Annotated in this window: 14 protein-coding genes and 3 pseudogenes; 9 read left to right on the top strand and 8 right to left on the bottom strand. The window is 55.1% G+C overall.

The features are described from left to right. Window positions 1–14: 14 nt before the first annotated feature. Window positions 15–734 (top strand): TraX family protein, encoded by a 720-nt coding sequence (locus NP552_RS01270; RefSeq protein WP_054914505.1) that lies wholly within the window; start codon window positions 15–17, stop codon window positions 732–734. A gap of 78 nt (window positions 735–812) precedes the next feature. Further along, the gene (locus tag NP552_RS01265; protein WP_274096315.1) at window positions 813–1,217 is read left to right on the top strand and encodes a DUF2251 domain-containing protein; all 405 of its coding nucleotides are present in this window, start codon (window positions 813–815) and stop codon (window positions 1,215–1,217) included. Window positions 1,218–1,391: 174 nt separating this feature from the next. Here the strand turns inward: NP552_RS01265 and NP552_RS01260 are convergent, their stop codons facing one another. Together NP552_RS01260 and NP552_RS01255 are read right to left on the bottom strand one after the other, a co-directional pair. Continuing rightward, the gene (locus NP552_RS01260; protein WP_058540192.1) at window positions 1,392–1,892 is read right to left on the bottom strand and encodes a DUF4019 domain-containing protein; all 501 of its coding nucleotides are present in this window, start codon (window positions 1,890–1,892) and stop codon (window positions 1,392–1,394) included. 53 nt (window positions 1,893–1,945) lie between these two features. Next, window positions 1,946–2,377 carry an N-acetyltransferase gene (locus NP552_RS01255; RefSeq protein ID WP_210014428.1) on the bottom strand — a complete coding sequence of 144 codons (432 nt, stop codon included), beginning with the start codon at window positions 2,375–2,377 and terminating at the stop codon, window positions 1,946–1,948. A gap of 287 nt (window positions 2,378–2,664) precedes the next feature. On the opposite strand from NP552_RS01255, the pseudogene NP552_RS25915 reads away from it, so the two are divergent. Next, window positions 2,665–2,883: pseudogene (locus tag NP552_RS25915) on the top strand (site-specific integrase); the annotation flags it as partial. Here the strand turns inward: NP552_RS25915 and NP552_RS01250 are convergent. Further along, window positions 2,884–3,198: pseudogene (locus NP552_RS01250) on the bottom strand (AAA family ATPase); the annotation flags it as partial. Window positions 3,199–3,473: 275 nt separating this feature from the next. Between NP552_RS01250 and NP552_RS01245 the strand changes: the two are divergent. Further along, a complete protein-coding gene (locus NP552_RS01245) occupies window positions 3,474–7,439 on the top strand; it encodes a DUF4365 domain-containing protein (protein WP_274096313.1) in 3,966 nt (1,321 codons plus the stop codon). Window positions 7,440–7,660: 221 nt separating this feature from the next. Here the strand turns inward: NP552_RS01245 and NP552_RS01240 are convergent, their stop codons facing one another. Continuing rightward, window positions 7,661–8,131, bottom strand: coding sequence for a hypothetical protein (locus NP552_RS01240; RefSeq protein ID WP_274096312.1), 471 nt, complete (start codon window positions 8,129–8,131; stop codon window positions 7,661–7,663). 105 nt (window positions 8,132–8,236) lie between these two features. Between NP552_RS01240 and NP552_RS01235 the strand changes: the two genes are divergently transcribed. After that, complete coding sequence (locus tag NP552_RS01235; RefSeq protein WP_274096311.1) at window positions 8,237–8,806, top strand: hypothetical protein; 570 nt, start codon at window positions 8,237–8,239, stop codon at window positions 8,804–8,806. Between the two features lie 33 nt (window positions 8,807–8,839). On the opposite strand, the gene NP552_RS01230 is transcribed toward NP552_RS01235, so the two are convergent. After that, entirely contained in the window at window positions 8,840–9,583 is a 744-nt protein-coding gene (locus NP552_RS01230; RefSeq protein WP_274096310.1) for a hypothetical protein, read from the bottom strand. 448 nt (window positions 9,584–10,031) lie between these two features. On the opposite strand from NP552_RS01230, the gene NP552_RS01225 reads away from it, so the two are divergent. From NP552_RS01225 to NP552_RS01215, 3 genes are all read left to right on the top strand, one after another. Continuing rightward, window positions 10,032–11,792, top strand: coding sequence for a hypothetical protein (locus NP552_RS01225; RefSeq protein WP_274096309.1), 1,761 nt, complete (start codon window positions 10,032–10,034; stop codon window positions 11,790–11,792). Next, entirely contained in the window at window positions 11,789–13,651 is a 1,863-nt protein-coding gene (locus tag NP552_RS01220) for a chemotaxis protein (protein ID WP_274096308.1), read from the top strand. Before NP552_RS01225 ends, NP552_RS01220 begins: the two co-directional genes overlap by 4 nt. Before the next feature lie 337 nt (window positions 13,652–13,988). Beyond that, the gene (locus NP552_RS01215; protein ID WP_274096436.1) at window positions 13,989–15,035 is read left to right on the top strand and encodes a hypothetical protein; all 1,047 of its coding nucleotides are present in this window, start codon (window positions 13,989–13,991) and stop codon (window positions 15,033–15,035) included. Window positions 15,036–15,762: 727 nt separating this feature from the next. Here the strand turns inward: NP552_RS01215 and NP552_RS01210 are convergent. Together NP552_RS01210 and NP552_RS01205 are read right to left on the bottom strand one after the other, a co-directional pair. Then, entirely contained in the window at window positions 15,763–15,930 is a 168-nt protein-coding gene (locus NP552_RS01210) for a hypothetical protein (RefSeq protein WP_274096307.1), read from the bottom strand. Window positions 15,931–16,824: 894 nt separating this feature from the next. Further along, entirely contained in the window at window positions 16,825–17,034 is a 210-nt protein-coding gene (locus tag NP552_RS01205) for an oxidoreductase (RefSeq protein ID WP_443201020.1), read from the bottom strand. On the opposite strand from NP552_RS01205, the gene NP552_RS01200 reads away from it, so the two are divergent. After that, complete coding sequence (locus NP552_RS01200; RefSeq protein WP_274096441.1) at window positions 17,016–17,336, top strand: hypothetical protein; 321 nt, start codon at window positions 17,016–17,018, stop codon at window positions 17,334–17,336. The genes NP552_RS01205 and NP552_RS01200 overlap by 19 nt on opposite strands. 26 nt (window positions 17,337–17,362) lie before the next feature. Here NP552_RS01200 and NP552_RS01195 read toward each other — a convergent pair. Then, a pseudogene (locus NP552_RS01195) lies at window positions 17,363–18,326 on the bottom strand (GNAT family N-acetyltransferase). Window positions 18,327–18,419 lie beyond the last annotated feature (93 nt).

The raw sequence follows: 18,419 nt of genomic DNA, 5'->3' as shown, positions 1-18,419 counted from the left end.
CCAAACGAGGAGCCATGACTGTAGCGACACGGCGCGATATCCCGCTGGACCTGATCAAGTGGCTGGCCATGCTGACCATGCTGTTGGATCATCTGCGCCTGTTGTGGCCCGACGCCCACGCCCTGTTCATACCCGGACGGCTGGCGTTCCCGCTGTTCTGCCTGGCGATCGCCGCCAACGTCGCGCGTTCGCGCCCTGGCCAGTTGCTCAGCCAAAGCAACACGCGCTACCTGGGCTGGATGCTGGTGTTCAGCGTGATATCCGAAGGGGTTTACCGCCCCATCAGTGCGCTGGGCGCCCTCAATGTGATGTTCACCCTGACCCTAGGGCTGCTGATTGCCTGGGGCTTTCAGCATCGCAACACGCTCAGTGCTGCCTTGGCCGTGGGCGCCGCTGTCGCGGCCGCCTGGCTGGACGAGCGGCTGATGTACGGATTTCTCGGCTGCCTGCTGCCGGCGGCCCTGCTGTTGGCCATCAAGCGGCCGGGGCCGGTATGGCTGGTGCCGGCCTTGCTCAGCGTGGCGGTCAACACCCGCAGCAGTTTGTGGGCGAGGGCGATGGAAGTGGACGCCTACTCACTGGCGGTACTCGGCACCGCGTTCCTTGCACCGCTGTTCGGCCTGTGGCTGTTACGCATGCCTCTCACCACCGGCATCTGGCCGGTACGCCATTGGGCGTACTGGTTCTACCCGGTGCATCTTGGCGCGCTGCAGGTCATACGCAAACTTATGTGAGTGCCGGGCCTTGCGAGCACTACGCAAGGCTAGGCATCATTCGCGCCTTCTTTTTATTCGGTGACAAGGACCGTTCGCATGCCCATCTACCTCGCAGCAGAGCAGGAACTCATCGTAGGCCAAGCCACTGTAATCGAGGCGCCCGCACAGGAGGGGGCCTTTGTTGTGGTGTTCGAGGACGACGAGGAGACCGGCTACTTCTATGCACTTGACACCACCGCTACCGATAACCCGATTCAGGATGCGTTGCACATCTACAACGTGGACGAGGTAACTGATCGGCAAAAGCCTTCGACAGTGAAGGTCGGCTGGTCCATGGACCATAGCAAGGCGGTATTGCTGATCAACGATCGCCCTCATGCCGTGTTTGATTTCACGGGCAAGCAGGGCTATTGCCATACCGCATTTCCAACACCTGTGGGTAACGGCTGGTCGGAGCAGGGCCATGAGTGGAATGATGATGCGCTGAAATTGTTTGCCTGATGAGGCAGCAAATTGACCAGGAGGGGGCAGGGTACAGGTAGGCGGGACCAGCTGCTTTCCACATTTCAATATAACTCAACTAAATAGTCCTTTAGTTGAGTTATAAGAAAAGGCTAGTTTAGCGGGGAGCAGGGGCATCCTTGATCCGCTGCGAATCCAACCTCACCAACGCAACTAGAAGAGCCGCATTTTTGCAGCAACTTCGACGGTTTTACTGAGGTTGTAGCCGACAACGCGCCACTGTTCGTTTTCTTCAGCCAGCAGCACAGCCTCGGTGACGGTGAGGTTCGAAAAGGCCGATTGGGTCTGAACTGCAGCGTAATGCCCAGGCGGCGCATCAGGCAGCTGTTTGGTGAAGGTGATCTGTGCTCGATCACGTTGCTTCAGCTCGCCCAGGCCCATGCGCAACGTCCCGATGCCTTTTACCCAGTTCGACTCGGTCGTGGTTGCCTTGAGCGCGGAGCCCGCTGTGGCCCAGGTCATGTCGGTTCTTCCGGCATCGAGCAACATCAGGAACTGCACAGCGGTATCGACCACCAGGCGTTGCTGTTGCGCAGAGCCTGGATCGGATACTACGACTGCGGACGCCTGTGTACCGCTGGCGTTTGTGTTGAATGAAACATCGCAACCGGCAATCAGTAACAGGCTGCTTAGAACGGCGAAACATTGCTTCATGCAAAAACCTCGAAGGTTGAGGGGTCCAACGGACGAATGTGGCGTCCAGACGTTTAAAGGTGGCTCTTGTAGCTCATCAGGTACTCGGCATGGCCTGTCTGCGGATCGATCTGCTCTTTGACCACTGTAAAACCCTGGGACTGGTAAAAAGCGATGCTGCGTGAATTCTCCTTGTAAACCCCCAGGCTCAATTCGGTGCGCAACGATTTGACGTGTTCGAGCAATTGACGACCCAGCCCACGGCCTTGCTGGTCAGGGTCCACGAACAGTGCCGCCAGTTGGTTGTCCAGCAACGAGCAAAATCCCTGAACCGCCGATTTGTCTTCGATGACAATTGTCTGTGATGCAGGGATGTAGAGTTCGCGCATTGCCACGACATTGGATTGCCAATACGACGCGTCGATAAAGTCATGGGCCTTGATCGAAGCGCGCAACCAGATGTCGAGGACGCGTTCCATGTCTTGCGGTTCAAATGTTCTTACCATGTCGTCCCTTGAAGTGCGTGCAAGCGGTACAAAGCTTGTGAGTATGCCGCAAAGCGATTCGTGGTGGGAAAGCACGGGGGGCTCAGGGTTGAAATCTGGCCTGGCGTAGTCTTGAGCGGATGATACGATAGTACGCATAATGTATATTATGTTAAACGACAGGTCATGTCATAGATGTTCATGAGCTGCCTAAGTCGCTGATTCGACAAACCCGCTTCTGACGTCCACTCTCTCAACGGGCCATGTACTCCGTGTTCATGGCGAGTCATTGAATGAGGTGGCTGCCGATGAAACTGATTCAGTGCCGTTTCTCTTCCGGTCAGCGCGTTCCGCTACTTGTGCAGGATGGTCAGGCGGCGCCATTCCCCAAGCTCGTTCCATTCATCTACGTCCAGCTCAAGCTCAGACATCGTGCATACAACACAGCCGCAGCGCATCTACGTGCTATCCAGGCTTTCTACTTCTATGCCAAAAGCCGAGATCTGGATATCGATGAGGCCATCCTGCCCTTTTTCGTCAGCACCAAACTCGCCAAAGCCCCGGAAATTCCTGACGCGCAGGTAATCCAACGCCCCCAAGCCCGAGGGTGGTATCCGATCCAGTTCAGGCCTTTTATCGAGCACTTTCTTGAAGCGAGCAGCGACACGCTGGTAGTTGCGACCCAGCAATTGATCCGACGCCGTAGTGATGTGTGACTTGATGTGGTCGGAGTAGCGGCCCTTGCTTTGGTTGGCCTGGTACATACACCAAAGAAGCACCAGGTACGCATCAGTGCGCCCCTCAAGGTTCTGCCTGGCAAAACTTAAAAGGTACTGACTCATTGCGCCTCCTCCCTGATACGCATCAGCGTAACCGGACTGGCATCAGGAAGCCATTACCGAGCGTTGTGAATGGGCCACAGTTCGGAAAACTTGGGCAGTCTCGTACAACATGGGGATGCACCCAACCTGACTCGCAGCCCCAGTTACAGAGATATTGATCCCATAGTCTGATCCCAAACCCGGTTTGACGCCCGGTATACTCAGCACAAATAGTGCTGCATCAAAACGCCGTTCAAGCCTCCAGCACCCATTTTTGATAATACCGAGGAAGCACCATGCCAGTTGACGGGCCTCTACCTGGGACGGGTGATCAGCACGACATCAATGCCGATGCAACACGTTGCCTGATGGCTCGACATCCCAAGAATTGGCGAGTGCAAAGCCTAGAAGGGACTGACGACTATGGCTATGACTTCCAAGTGCAGACCACGCCGAATCAACAAGCGACGGATATTTTCCGTATCCAGCTTAAGGGCACCCGCTCTCCGAACCTGACGGCGGATGGCGAATACATTTCGGTGTCTCTGAAAGCCACCACTGTCCGCTATTACGCCCGAGCCGTAGAACCGGTACTTCTGGTGATCTGCGACCTATCGGTGAACGAAGATCCTGTCGACTGCCCCCTTTATTATGTTTGGCTCAGGGATGAGCTGAATCGCATCTCGGTCGACGATCTGTCCGCTGAACGCAAATCCGTCACCCTTCGTGCGCCCACAAAGAACGTACTAAAAATAGCTACGGATCTCTCGGAGGACATTCGTCACCAGAACGAACTGTCTCGCATGGGGCATATCCTGAGTGAGCGCGCAGAGCAAACACACCCAGGGATGCAAGCAGATGACCGCTTAACCCTGGTTCAGGGCGTGGTAAAAGGCGTGGCTGCACGAGGCTCCGCACTGATGAACGCCTTGGCAGGCCCAACGGAAGACTACTGGGTCAACCCAGCTCGCGGCACGCTTGCCTGGAACTTGACTCAGGCCAAGGCAGATCTACAGGTCACCGCGCTGGATCGAGCGAAGATCCAGCTCGATGAGGCAGAGCCAAAACTCGAAGGGTCGGCCACCCTTGAGCGCGCAGAATATTGGCGCCTACGTGGCAACTGGCAGGCTCAAACGGGAGATAACAAAGCGGCAGTCTCTTCCTACCAGAACGCGTACGAGGTAACGCCGCTCCCCAAGTTCCGAGCAGCCCAGGTGGAAGCGGAGATCCGCATCCGATTCGAGAACGATAGCGACTCACTTGCAGAGCTACATGATTTACTGGAGGGTGAAGATCCAGCCATCATTGCCATTCGCTCCCGGCTGCATGCCGTGCAAGGGCATTACGAGTTGGCCGTTGAGCAGGCGAATTTGCTCGCGGAACCTCAACGGTCTTTCGCCAGAGCGTTTGCACATTGGCTGTCTGAAGAACCGGCAAATGCCCTGACGGACTGCGAGGCGGGCCTTGAAGCCTGTGATGCGTCCGATGACATTCGTGAACTGTTGCTGTTGCTTAGGGCCCGAGCCAAATTTTCCCTCGCAGTGGCCACCGCCACTACGCCGCGACGTGAATCTATCCCACCCGCAGGTCTTCCGGGTGTAGACCTTCAAAAGCTTGAGGAAGCTTGGGTTGCGATTAACGATGCTGTCCTATCCATAAAGGTATCTGGCTGGGGCTTCAACATAGAGCAGCTCGTCGACATCTGGGGGGCCACAGCGTCGGCCCTTGGCAAGGCAGAGTCGATACTTGCAGACCTGAAGGATGCAGCGCAGAAGCGCCCGGACTTGCCCCATATCCATGAGGTCTTGCGGGGCATTGCGGGTCAATTGGCGGACTTCACCCTCGCATTGTCGGCAAATGACCAGTTGCCCGACTCACCTGACAAGCAGCTCTGGGGCACGCTTCTGCTCTATGAAACCCGTAAATTTCGGGCGTGCTATCAAGGCTTTGGCGCATACGTCGGTGACGTGGATCGCAGTCACCCCCTGTTTGGGTCGGCTGTCACCGCAGCGTCTATTTCGGCGCACAAATCAGTTCAGACCGGCCTCGTGAACCAGTGGCTGGGGATGCTCGAAGCAGATCCTGCTCTGGCCCCCGAAGCTGCCCTCGCACAATTTTATCTCCAGTTGGAGATGAGCAGGTTGGCCAAGGATGAGGCGTTGAGGACGCTGCAGGCCAGGTATGAAGAACTGGATCGGCCCGTCAGTATTGCACTCACCCTCCTCCACGAGCTTGACCCTACCGACCCGCAGAGCGCGCAGGCGTGTGTTCGACTCTCCAAAAGGATCACTGAGCACTATGTCCTCTCGCCTGCGGTGGCTGCGCGGCTTGGGTTGGCCTTGGTGACCTTGAGAGATTGGCAAGGCATCGTAGAGCTGTGTCAAAGCAATCGAGTCCGCGTTGAGGCTGGTGATCGAATGGGAGCCTTCGAGGCATTGGCACTTGATCACCTAGGCGAAACGGAAAAGGCCCGCGATCGGTTGTTGAAAATTGTAGCCACAGGATCTGACGATCCACTGGCACTGAACACCTATGCGACGATTGCCACGCGTTGCGGCTACGTCGATGACGCCGTGGAGGCAGCGGAAAGAGCGCTCGAAACTGCGAGATCCAAAGGGGAACGGTTGGAGTTTGTTAAGTTACTGTTCTTTCTCATTCAGTTTTCCGACCCAACGAGCGAACGGCTACTGGAGCTGGCCCTGCGAGCTGGCGAACTGGTGGATCAAAGTGTAGAGAGCCAGGAAGGCACCTACTTGATGATGCACCTGAGCGGCACTCTGGGTGGACGCAGTGACATCGACCTTGCCAGGGATAGAGAGCAGTTCCGCACACGCGCTGATGCATTCTTCAGGAATTTCCCGAATTCCCAGATGCTCTGGAGAGGCGAAATCCGAGAGGGCGCCTCTGGCACGGAGTTGGTGGAAAGCCTGAAAGCACTGACTGGAATGACGCCCGACAGAGAGGCCTTTCAGAAGCGGCTAGAGCGCTCCCTACAGCAGGGATTGAATACCGTTCCTTTCTCGTGGCGCCCACGACTGGTGCTGTCTTACGTTTGCGATATCGTGCACCTGTGGGAAATTGCCAAGGTGTCCAGCCGGGATGATCGCCAGTATCACTTGGCAATGGTCAACGATACAGGTTGGCAGCCGACCGGTGCCGATGACCTGCGCAAGCGAGTACCTTTGCTGGATTGGACAGCACTGTTAGTCCTTAACGACTTGGGGCTGATCGACGCCGTCATCACTTTCTTCGGTCAAATTGCGGTAGCCAAGGCCACGATGGAGGAGCTTGCCGAGTTCACGAACCCCGTGTTTGGAAGCCCAAAGCGAAGCAAATGCTTGGAGCTACAGAACGCTTTGAAACCCCATCTCGCCTCGATACTTCAGCCCTCCCCTCCAGAGGTGGCAAGCGAGGCATCGCCCGCCAGAGTCATTGGGCGCAGCAACAGTGAAATCGTGGAGATACTTGGCAAAGAGCCGGGACGGTACCGGCTCTATTCTGATGACGAATCGCTGCGGATATTTTGTGCTGCAGGTTCCGAGGTCGACGGTTTCTGTACCCTTGATGTCCTGGCCGCAATGACAGAGGTTGGGCAGCTCTCCCCCATTGAGAAAGCCGGCAAAATTGCGCAGCTGTGCGAATGGAGGGTCAGCGTAATCGTGCAGCTGTCCGAGATTGTGCGGCTGCTTCCCCCGGCTGCCTTTACTGCACGAACCGTACGTCAAGCCGTAGAAATCCTTGACGCAGAACCCAGGTTCATCTCAGTAATCTCGGCGCTCTGGGATTACCGCGCGACCTTTGAGAAAGTGTTGGAGCATGCAGCATCGGTGCTACGTATTCTGGTGGATCAGGCTTTGCTTCCTGAGATTGGGCTAGCAGCGCTGATGCGACACTGGCATGTCAAAGCAGCCATGAAAAGTGATGCCCCTGATCAGGCCCTTGAGACCATTGTCATTTTGATCATCGCCTCCGCACTCAGAGGGCATTTGCCAAAGGCCAGCGCTAAAGGACTCTGGGCGGTTTACAGGCTGTTAGTCGAATCTCATCATGGTGACCAGATGGACGAGTGTCTTGAGAGGGTTGCTATCCGGTTGCTGGGTTCGAAATGTGCTCAGCTGGAATCCGTAGCGGCTAGCGAAGGGTTGCGAATCTATACCGAGCTCAATGAGAGCCTAACGAGGGGCACGATTGACCAGTCCGAGTTCGCCAACGCCTACACCACAGCACGAATAGCGGCGCAAAGACCCAAATTCGGAGGATGAGTGCGGCGCCGCAAGCGCTGGACGCTGCGCTACGCGGCTTCGGTGTGGTCGAGGCTGAGGGGCACCGTTTCTCGAAGAAGACGTGTCCGGAAGCAGTTCTGACGATGTGAGCCTGCTACACGATCCCAGGAGAGTATTGCGAACTGCGACCTTGGAACTGCGTCGCGTCTATTTAGCATTCAGCCATTCAGCTTGGAGGTGTCTCCGAAACCAAGGGCGATTCAATAAAACCTTTCGTAATCACATCGGAAGTCACCGGTCTCCACCAAACTTTCCAGTACAGCTGTACTCCATGTGATGAGAGAATGTGTACGCTCAGGACTGTCCCATCCAGCGGCGCCATGCTTCCCTCCATGAAAGAGATTGTTGCGGACGGTTTTCAATGCTCGGATAACCTTTGCGAGATCAGACCTACAGTCGTGAAATCCAACTGGCACCCACTCCAGAACCAACCCATCCCCAACCACTTGCCGATCAGGTGGCGCAGCGAGGAGCTCTGTCGCCTCAGCTGCTAGCACGTAGGTATCAGCATGGCGCTCTACAAATTTATCCCAACCTGGCTCAGCTTTTTGCCCGGTAATTTCGGATTTGAGGTAGCCGTTCTCTTTGAGACAGAACTCAAATCGAGAGAAGCGGTAGAAGAAGTCAAACGCGAGCAATGATAGCTCGGTCGGTATTTCACCTTTGCGCATTGCAGCTCCTTAGAAGGCCTGTATCAGTCAACTGATCCCGGACATCGATTTTAAGCAATAAGCTCGATATCTACAGAGTATGATCATCAAAAACATGGCGAAGATATGAAGACAGCAGACAACTGGACAGCAAGATACGAAGATTTCCTAGCATGCTCTGACCGGCTCACTGAGGAGTTGGACAGGTTTGAACGCCAAATGCGTGCCAGCAAAGCAATGCTTGACCAAGCAGGTAAATATACAGAACATGTCGACGCGATCAGCAAGCAGATTAGCGGGCAGGTCGAGCAGGCTCAGGCAGCGTGGTCAAAGGCAGACGACATTGCGGCCCAGGCGGCTAAGGTTGCTTATCTGTCGGCGTTTGAGGGTGTTAAATCATCGTTAAACACCGTTACAGAAGAGCTAGCTCGGTCGGTCCAAGCAAATAATAGGGCTGCTGCTCTACTAAGCCGCTCGTTCACTCAAACACGAAATTCGATCATGTGGTTGGGCGGCGCGTTCGTAATATTTAGTGGCTTGGCCATCTTTGCCGCCGTATATTTGGCCAGCATCCGACCTTCCCCTACCGATCTTGAAACGAGCCTGAATGCGGCGCGCTTTGAATTGATCTGGAACAACGCCAATAAGCAAGAGCAGGTCAGGCTGCGAAAGCTGCTGCTGCGCACCCCCGAATAGAAACCGATTTTCGATGAGCGATGGTTATGGCAATTAGCCGAGGATCGGCCCATCACGCGGCTCTCGGGTGAGGCCTTGAGTGCGCTTATGCTCATAGGCTTTATCTCTGACCCTCGGCTCCAACATCAACTGGAGAGCGTCAAGCCCCATAAATCGGCTATGAGCGTATCGTGCCGGATTTCGACCATCTCCCGGCAAGTATACGCACACCATCCCTTCAATGGTGGAGGCATTGCCCTTTCCCTGACCTGCAAGCTGCCCTAATTCATCTATATAACGCTTGAAACGCTCATAGGTTCCGCCCATCAACCGGGATCCAAGAAAGGTATCTAGAAAGGCCTGTGTGCTGATGTCAGCGGAGTCGCTCATTTCTAAAACTGCGTCCATAAAGGGGGAGACATGCACCGCATAACGGTTCAGCAGATCAATCTCCTCCACGATTGGGATCGCGAAGCCGGGTGGTTGATGTCGATGAGTAGCCCCCCAGCAGACAAAATGAAAATCTAGGCAACGACGTAGAAAATCGCTCCGCATCGCGAGTAGGTGAAACAGTTTTTGTCGAAGAGGCTTCTTCGCTTCCGTGCGAATGGCTAAAAAATTTGCCTTGAACTCAATGAGCGCAAAGCGAGCGTTGGCGGCCAACAGATGATCTGCAAAAACATTGTCCTGGCCTCCGAGCGATGTATTCGCCCACCCGGGGATCAATCCATTAGGTTCTGAAGTAGGAAATCTTGCTTCAAAAGCCCGGGAAAAGCGAAGAGTAACATTATGCTCCATGTCCCGCTGAGGCGGGTCAGTATCTGCCACTAGATTCAGTCCTCTTTGGCTCCCCTTAGTGAGGGCAAGTTGTTCAGATGGTAATTCGTCCAGGCGAGACGGGTATCAATGAAATTCGCTGGCGATTGAGCACCCCTGCATAGCAAAATATTACCACCTCGAGGTCAGGTCAGGCTGTCCCCAGCGCTCCAGTCGAAGGGCTCCAACGACCAAGCAGCGTTCGACTGCCAACACAGCCAGCCTCCTTCAGGCCTCGTCAGTCAGTTCAGTTCGTCAGACCAGTTGCTGTCACTCGTACGAGTGCTCGCAATCTCTTTGGGGAAACCTGCCCGAAATAAGATTCGCCGCGCATGCTGGCCACTCGCCTCTTGGCTACAAAGGTCGTAACATCTGGTGCATGACCGAGCTCGGCCACGCCTGAGCAATGGATTGCTGGGAAGGAACTGAGATGACTACCTCATCGCGAGATGAAATCGTTAGAGCCTTTGCAGAAGGCAGATTGCTTGATCTGATATTTAAGGATAGCTGGCGGCACGATAGCGCGCCCTTTTCTCGAGCTTTGATCGATGCTCATCAATCAAAGGATGTCGATCTGCGTGCCCTGCTCCCTCTGCCTGATCCGTCCCGCTTTTCGAACAACGAATTGCACCTGGGTATGGGGCTTCTCGTGCCGGCATTCGGCTCCATTGCAACTAGCTGTGAGGATTTGCTTGAACTGATGGCTGGGGCAATCCCTCACGATGACACCATGCTCAGCCATTCAGCGTACGCTGAGATATTGAAGTGGTGTCAAGCTTCCCCAGAGTGCCTCACCGAGCTTCTGCAACGAATCAAATCAGGCGCGCCGTTTTCTGAGCGATTCCATTGCGTCCAGGCATGCATAAGTGCCGGCCTGAAGGCGGATGCTAAGTTCTACTTGGGCCAGGCGATTGGGTTTCTCAACAACGGTGACGCCTCGCAGCGCACCCAGGCAGCCAGAGCCCTTTGTAATTTGTCTGCTGGGGAAAGAGCCTCAAATGTTGGTCTGGTCGAAACCGTACTCGCCGTGGTCGAGCGTGAGACCGAATCTACAGCGAGAGACGCGCTGCTCGCCTTGGCACTTGCATGGCAAAAGGATGCCCCGACAGAACTTGAGCGATCCACTTACGAACTGATCAGGCGGGCCGCCACCCCTATCACTTTGACGGCAAAACAAACGATCGCTCGTGAGCTACTGAGCAACTCAAACCCATACACCGCCCAAGTCCGCCACGATCTTCTTGCGCTTGTGGCGTCAGATCAGCCACAGGATGAAATCGTCCAGTTGCTGGACGTCGTCTTGGCTGGGCTCATCAGGAATGGTGACGTGTCGGAGGCTCGCGAGGTGATCGAGAAGTTCATTCTCAGTGATCCCGGCGTCCCATTCACTCGTTTCGGCTCTGTGCTACATCAACTTGAGAGCGGGGACGATTCAGTCTTGGACGAGTGGGCGGTGACTTGGCTTCGGTCTGAGTCAGTGCGCTTATCTGCGGCGCTCAGGCGCAGCCTGTTTGCAGCCAGTGAGGGTCGAGTGTTCACGTTTGATTTCCGCCAAGCGTTGGATGTGCCGGAAAGCGATTACCTGTTCATTGCACGCAAAGCGCTTGGCATCTTTTTCTCGAAGCCCGTTTTCATTGCCTCCCTGATAGTCAGCCTGATGCGTAACGCCACGGATGCGACCATGGGTGCGCTGCAGAGCCTTCTGTTCGATCCTGTTCTGATCAACTATTCCGGTCTGCGATCAGATTACCTAGACGAAATTGCGGCCAGTACCGCGGATCCCGCTTCAAAGGCAGTCCAGCAAGCATTGCAGCAATTGCAGAATTACCTGGAAGACCTCGGCAACGCGTACATCCGCGAGCTGCAGCCCTCGGAGCGTGAGCGTCAGTTGGAACATTATCGCCGTAATGAGGAAATGCAAAGTCAGATGGTGGAGGCCCGCAAATCTTCAATCATGGCGAGTCTGGCAAGTGAAAAAATACTGCTTTACGGCACTGGCATGGCCAGCTGGGTACCAGAATTCCAACCACCACAGGGCATAGCCGAAGGCGAGACGGGGCCAATGCGCCGTATGGAACAATCGCTCACCACTATTCAACACTCATTCCAGTTACCACGACATTCGGTTCTAGAGCCCTCCACACTGGAGCTTCAGATCCTCAACTTTCTGTACGAGAAGCGATCGCAATGAAACTCGTCTTCCGTGAGAACCTCGCTTCGCTCCGCGAACGCAATGAGCTGGACGTCGTTTTGCCCGATCTGTTGAGCGAGCTTGGCTTCAACGTGATCTCGCGTCCATCGACGGGCCCACGTCAATTTGGCGTCGACGTTGCCGCTGTAAGCCCAGGGGTGGACTGCGAGCAGAAGCTTTACCTGTTTACAATCAAACAGGGAGACCTGACCCGAGCAGAGTGGGATGCAGTACCCCAAGGGGTACGAACTTCAATCAACGACATCATCGACGTATACATCCCCAAGCGTATTTCTACTCAGTACGAGTCATTGAAGATCGTCATCTGCCTGTGCTTCGGGGGCAGTGTGAAAGAGGCTGTGAGGGACAACCTGACAGGCTTGATCGGCAGGCTTACCAATGACCGAATTTCCTTTGAGGAGTGGAATGGCGATTACATGGCGGGCTTGCTCGCTGATGGATTGCTCCAGCACCAGCACGTGAGCAAGACCCTGCAGTCGCGGTTCCAGAAGTCCATCGCGATGCTCGATGAGCCTGATGTCTCAGTTCACCATTTCACCGCGTTGATTGAAGGGCTCGTGAAGGCCGACAACCTGGAAGCCTCCCAGCGGCTCGCAACACTGCGACAAATGTATATCTGTCTCTCGGTGCTGTTCGTTTGGGCACGCACGCAGGAGAACCTCGAAGCCCCCTATCGAGCCAGTGAGCTGGTCATTCTGCGTGCATGGGAGCTGGTCAAAGGGGACATCGAGGCAGCATCGATCGGACACAAGCATATTGGGCTAACCTTCAGTGAGCTGCTGGATTTGCACACCAAGATCTGGGCTGAACTGATGGAAGTTAAAATCCTGCCGCTGACGGCCAAGCGAGATGCGCTAGCCAGCTCCGTAAACTCCCACAGTGCTGTGGATATCAACCTCAAGCTGTTTGAGGCCCTGGGACGTATCGCGGTTAGGGGGCTGTGGGTTCTCTGGCCTCACTTGGAGACTGATGGGCTACGAGTGCTTGAGGCCTCCGATGTGCCGGAGGAAGCGTCCAGACTCGCGCGGCACATCGTCGAACTCATCAATAACAATCGGACGCTGTTCTCGCCAATAGTCGACGAGCAAGTCATCGAGATCAGTTGCGCTTTGATGTTCCTGTCGATGATGAGTGACTGGCGCAGCCATGCGCAGGAATACTGCGGTGAGCTTCTGAACTATTACCACTTCAACTTCACCAAGCACCACCGGTATCCGACCATCCACAGCAGCTACCAGGAGCTGATAAGGCATCCCCAGGCCAGGACTGAAGAGTATCGGGTACAGCATACAAAGGGCAGCGCTCTCATTCCGATCATGCTGCTTTGGGCCACTTTGGGTGGCGAAACGGAGGCTAGCGAACACTTCGCTCGATTCGTACGAAGCGAAATGAAACATTGCAATCAGCAGCTCTGGATGCCCGGGCCTGACACTGAGGCTGTTCTGTATCGCGGTCATCCCTCGCACGGCTTAGCGCTGTGTGACGTACCCATCACAGCTGACGGCGCTGCAGCCAGAAATATTCTGGTGAGGGAATGTTCTGAGGAGGGGCACTACGCTGACCTGTCTACTGTACGCCTAGGCCATTGGCCGGTCTTTGTGATGGCCTGCCGTCATAGTCGGCTTCCACTGCCGCCGCAGCTTTGGTTCCCACTGATTATGAGGGAGGAGCCTGCTCAAAGCCCTGTTGCAGATACCTGGCAACCTACCGTAGCCGCTCTCCAGGCTCACTCGGTGTACTGGTTTTCGCGCCGGGCCAGCGCAGATCTGAGGTCAGACGGGGACAAAACGATTCACTTCGTTTCATTACCAAAATGGGAAAGCGGTACCTCGGAGTAACATCCCCTCGTGATCCAGTCCGATACGCCCGATGCAGCCCACCAAAAGCTGGCGATGCGGAGCGCAGGCTGACATCACTGTGCCACACCAAAACATCAGCTTAGTGTCACGATTTTTCGTACCACTTGTCCGCCGCGCGTAAGCGCCGACCATCAATCATGTTCACCCATTAGGAATCAGAGTGGCAGCTCGTAGTCGATACGTACGATTTCTCGAAAAACAGGCCTCCAGCGCTAACGTGACGCAGCCTGCACAGCCCACTCCCACTGGCAGTTCCTCAAGGCTTGAGAAATCCCTGTCGTATACAGGGATTGTCGCAAACGTATCCCAAGTGCTCATGTTGGTGGTCGTTGTTTATGGGTACATCTATACCGTCCGCCCCGTCTTCCAGAAAGAGCTTGTCTCCGAGGATCTAGCCCGCCTGCAGATCGAGCAACGGAAACTTCAACAGCAGATGGATAAGCAGACCGAAACCTTGGCTGCGGGGGAAGCAAGAAATAAAGAATTGGCCGATCAGAGATCAGCCATCGAGGCTCAAGTCGCGACGCTTAACCATAAGGTCGTAGATGCTGAGAAGTCGGCGCTCGATGCGACGCGTCGAGCCGGGAAGGCAATTGCCGAGGCCAAAACGGCAGAGTCTGCCCTCTCCGCGCTTCAAACTCAGCACTATGGACTGAAGCTACAGAGCCTACTGGGCGATCTGGCACTGCCCAGCAGCATCGTTCAAATCCTGGATAGGTCGGGTAGCACCTACACCCTGAAAGTCTTCGAAGAAGCAGAAGCAAACTCCATAGCAAAAAAACTGAAGTCCTTGGAGCTGCAACCGATCGATCTGGCAAAGACCACGCTATCCCAACTGAAGGCTGAGGCCACCAAGCAAGCCCGGGCTCCCAGCGCCGCCGTGGATACGTTACTGGCGCGAAACTACCAAGAGGGCTTGGCCAAACATGCCGATGAGCTGATATGCCCTACACCGGCATATGCCGACTGGCAGTCAGCATTTCAGTCGGCCATGCAGGCCAGCGAAGGCAATATCCAGAATTGCGTTAGCGAATACTGGGCTGAGCGGACGACCCAGGAAGGTTGGACACCATCGGACGTCCGCAGCCTTCAGAAATCCGATTTTTGGAAGGAGCAGGAGCGCTCTTACCGAGCATCTTGCAAAGTGACCTATAGCTATACCGTGCAAACCGCCTTCCACAATGCTTGGGAGAAAGCTGATGAGCCCTGCGATGAGCGCCGAATGTTCGTCAATGAAATCGTCATGGGCGCCCCCATTGAATCCAGGTTGAAACCTATGACAGTGGCTGCACCGCCAACCACTCAAGAAATCACTCAACTGTTCCAAAATCGAAATAGGAAGCAGGCTGAGGTCGAGCTTTAAGTCCTGTTCCGGCCTTCACTCGGGTGCGGTCCCGAGTCCCCTGAATTGGGACCTTCAGCGGTTGGGGCTGCGAAGTTAAGGCGGGTGGGGCACTTCGCTATATGAACAGCAATCGATGAACAAAGGTGTTAATCTCGAGAACATTGAATCAGCTATATCAGGCTCTTGAGCTGCTTATGAACATATGACATCACCCACTTGTTAAATCATCTGTTGAACTTAATGCCAACCCTCAGTTGTCCAATTCCACTTACTCCAACCTAGATTGATGCGCGCTTGCACCAATCGCGTTTTGAGTGGAGAGTCCCCCTCCAACACCCTCAAGCCCTCAAACAGGTGAGCGACAGCAGCGCTCCGCTACAAGCGCCACTGAGTTTTTCGTGGTCACGCCCCGATCCGACCTACGCTACGAATATTCTGATGCGAAACGCGAGAAGCGCTACTGCTACCACACCTATACATTGAGACCAAAAAGGATCGAGCCAGGCGTAGGTATCCTCGTCAAGCCAAAGGCTGAACGCAGGCATGAGTGCGATCCAGGAGAGCCCAAGGCACACTGGCCAGCTGTAGCTGAGGCCCACGCCCAGTAGCCCTCGGCCCAGGCAGTATCCGAAGAGCCAGGCCAGACCCAGCCTCCCCAGGACAACGCCGGTCGTGGCGATGTCCAGATGTACTTGGGCAGCCAAGGTGACCACGGCACAGAAACACAAAACCACGGCCAAACAGATCAAGACCCCGGCAGACGAACTGCTGCTGTAACTACCACGCATTGTTGTACCTCACTGATGAACGGTGGTGTATCAATGCCCTTAAGCTGTTTTGATTGCAACTCAACTTCGAGCACTTTCTCCCAGGTCTCCTGAAACCGCTTGATGCCGGTGCCCTTGTGGGACATCCGCCCTACCCTCTGTGTCTCATGCGCCCGGCCTGGCGCTGGCCGTTTGAAGGCGTCTCATGGATCGGGCACCGATTCAGTGATCGCGGCGGCCAGACCTGCCCGCCGGCAAGCACTCGGTTGAATGCTTCGTTAAAATGCTGACGACTGCGCTTTCCCGTTACAATCGGAGCAGTTTCGCTTCGCCGCGTGCGTACGGATCAATGCCGATGCCTGAAACCATGACGCGGTTGACCATGCCTAGAATCAAAATCGTACCGCTGGCTCAACCGTAAATGATGAGTGAGCTGTCCTTATTTCGCGAATTGATGAGCGTTCAAGCGCGGTATTGCACTTCATCGAAAAGGCTCATGGTTGGGAGTCGAATCTGCGAAGCTAGGTTTTTGACTCCTCTGCCCAAACAGTCGGCTTGTCCTCTTGGTCAATCACCGCCGCTTAGCCGAATGATTGGCAATCAGCTAGCGAAGCACCTCAGGTATGATGGCAATGCTCAAAGGAGTGGAACGAATGGATCAAATTTCCGTACTGGACGACAGCATCGAGAGACTTTCGCGCATAGCTGACGAACTTGAGCTTCAGGTGGCTCCATGCCCTGCATCCAGGATGCGACTTGTTGCGTGGGTCACTGAGTGGGTGAGGAATCCGGCAGGCTTGACCGAAATTGAGCAAGATTTACCGACTATCCCGCAGAACCTAGCGTCCGCTTACACAGCTTGGATCCACGATGGCAGCTAGCTGAATCGCAGCTTCGTAGATTCACAGACCCCTACCGCCTCGCGTCCGAATCTACGGCTAAGGTGCGATACACACCCTTCAAGACAACCACCAGACGCAATAGTCCAAATGACTGTGTTACTGAATAAACAGCTGACCTTCTTTACAGCAATCGCTACGTCATACCTGCCTTTGTACTGAAAATTTACGTAAGTGCTTCCATCCCTCAACCTGTTCTTGGTTGTACAGCCCAGGATTAAAAAGGTAGCCACGGCCCTGAATAGAAACAGGAACGCCTTCACTAACGATAAGGCCGGCGCTCGCACGCTGGCGGTAATAAAGGGCAGTCAGATCGTCAGGAATATCGTTCAATGCTCGATCACGCGTCATGGGTGCCATCACGACACGATTTCTCAACGTTAAACCGGCAAGCGTATTGGGACAAAAAAAGAATACTCATAAAGGTCTCTGAAGTTGAGCGCCTCGAAGCGCCGAAAAAAGCCAATATACCTGGTCTTTTTTTTCCAATAATCGCTATAAAATTCCAAACATTATGGAATTTCATTCAAAAGTTATGGCTGCATGCGCCCCACATGGAGGCGCGTTGTAAAGCGTTACAGTGGTCGGCCCGCAAACCTACCCTGGGCGCCGGCATCAACACGGCCCCGCTGCTTGGGGATCTTCGTGCGTGATAGCGAACACCGAGCCCAAAGCGCAGCTACAGGTGGAAATGCCCCGCAGCCTCGGGCTGATAGAGCACCTTCCGGATCTCGATCCGGCGGGTTCGATCAGCGATTCGCCAGTCGATGGCGTCCCCCTCCTGATAGCCCAGGATGGCGGCGCCGATGTCGGAACACACCGAATGCTTGCCGGTGCTGCTGTCCGCGTCTTCGGGGTAGACCAACGCCACTTCGATCTCCTCGTCGTCCAGCTGCAACAAGGCCCTGGAGTTCATCGTGACGACATTGCGCGCCACCTGCTGCGGCTTCACGACGATGGCCCGCTCGAGCTCATGCTCGAGTTCCACCACGGTCGGGCCTTCCTCTAGCGCGATCAGGCCCTCGAGCCTGGCCTTGTCGATTTCTGTGATGTAGATCCCGGTGGAGTCGCCCACGGCACCTTCGCGCAAGAGCGTGAGGTAGCGCCCCATCGTCATGGCAAATGACTTCAATGTCGGCGTTTCGCTCTCCAGCACAAAGCCGCTGCGTACAAAGGCTTTCAGCGAGCGCGTGTTGTCCGGGTGGATCTTGGCGATGAGCTTCTTGGCCCGCATGTCGAGGAAGGCCAGTTTCATGCCTTCGCGAATCGTACGGGCGCCAAGGTTTCGGCCCCACTTGTCGCTGTCTCCGATGACCAGGACGATCTCGCAGTTGGAGCCAGTCTTGACGAGGCGGACAAAGCCGACGGGGGCGTCATGCCGGTCATAGGCCATGAAGAATCGGCCGCCCCGATTGAATAGATGGGTCAGGATCGGCAATTGAGTCCGATCGATGGCTTGTTCGATGGAGCGAGAAACATCACGCGAATCACTCAGATAGCAGGTAACACGTTCGTCTTCCAACCAGTCCATCAACGTCAGCGCATGTGCCCGGGTAATTTCAGGGCACAGCGAAATGAAAGGCCTGTTCATCTTCACCACACTTGATATGCAAAGGATGAAAGCCCTTCATGGCGATTGCCATGACGGTTCTTTCGGCAACCGGCCATCTTAAGACATAACGCCAGAATGGCGAACAGTTTGCGCACTTTCCTCCCCCCTCACCGCCTGCGTCCCA

The sequence above is a fragment of the Pseudomonas sp. 8209 genome, from assembly GCF_028682105.1.
Classification (GTDB): domain Bacteria; phylum Pseudomonadota; class Gammaproteobacteria; order Pseudomonadales; family Pseudomonadaceae; genus Aquipseudomonas; species Aquipseudomonas palmensis.
The sequence above is the reverse complement of the archived record's forward strand: the minus strand, read 5'-3'. Positions and strand labels throughout refer to the sequence as shown.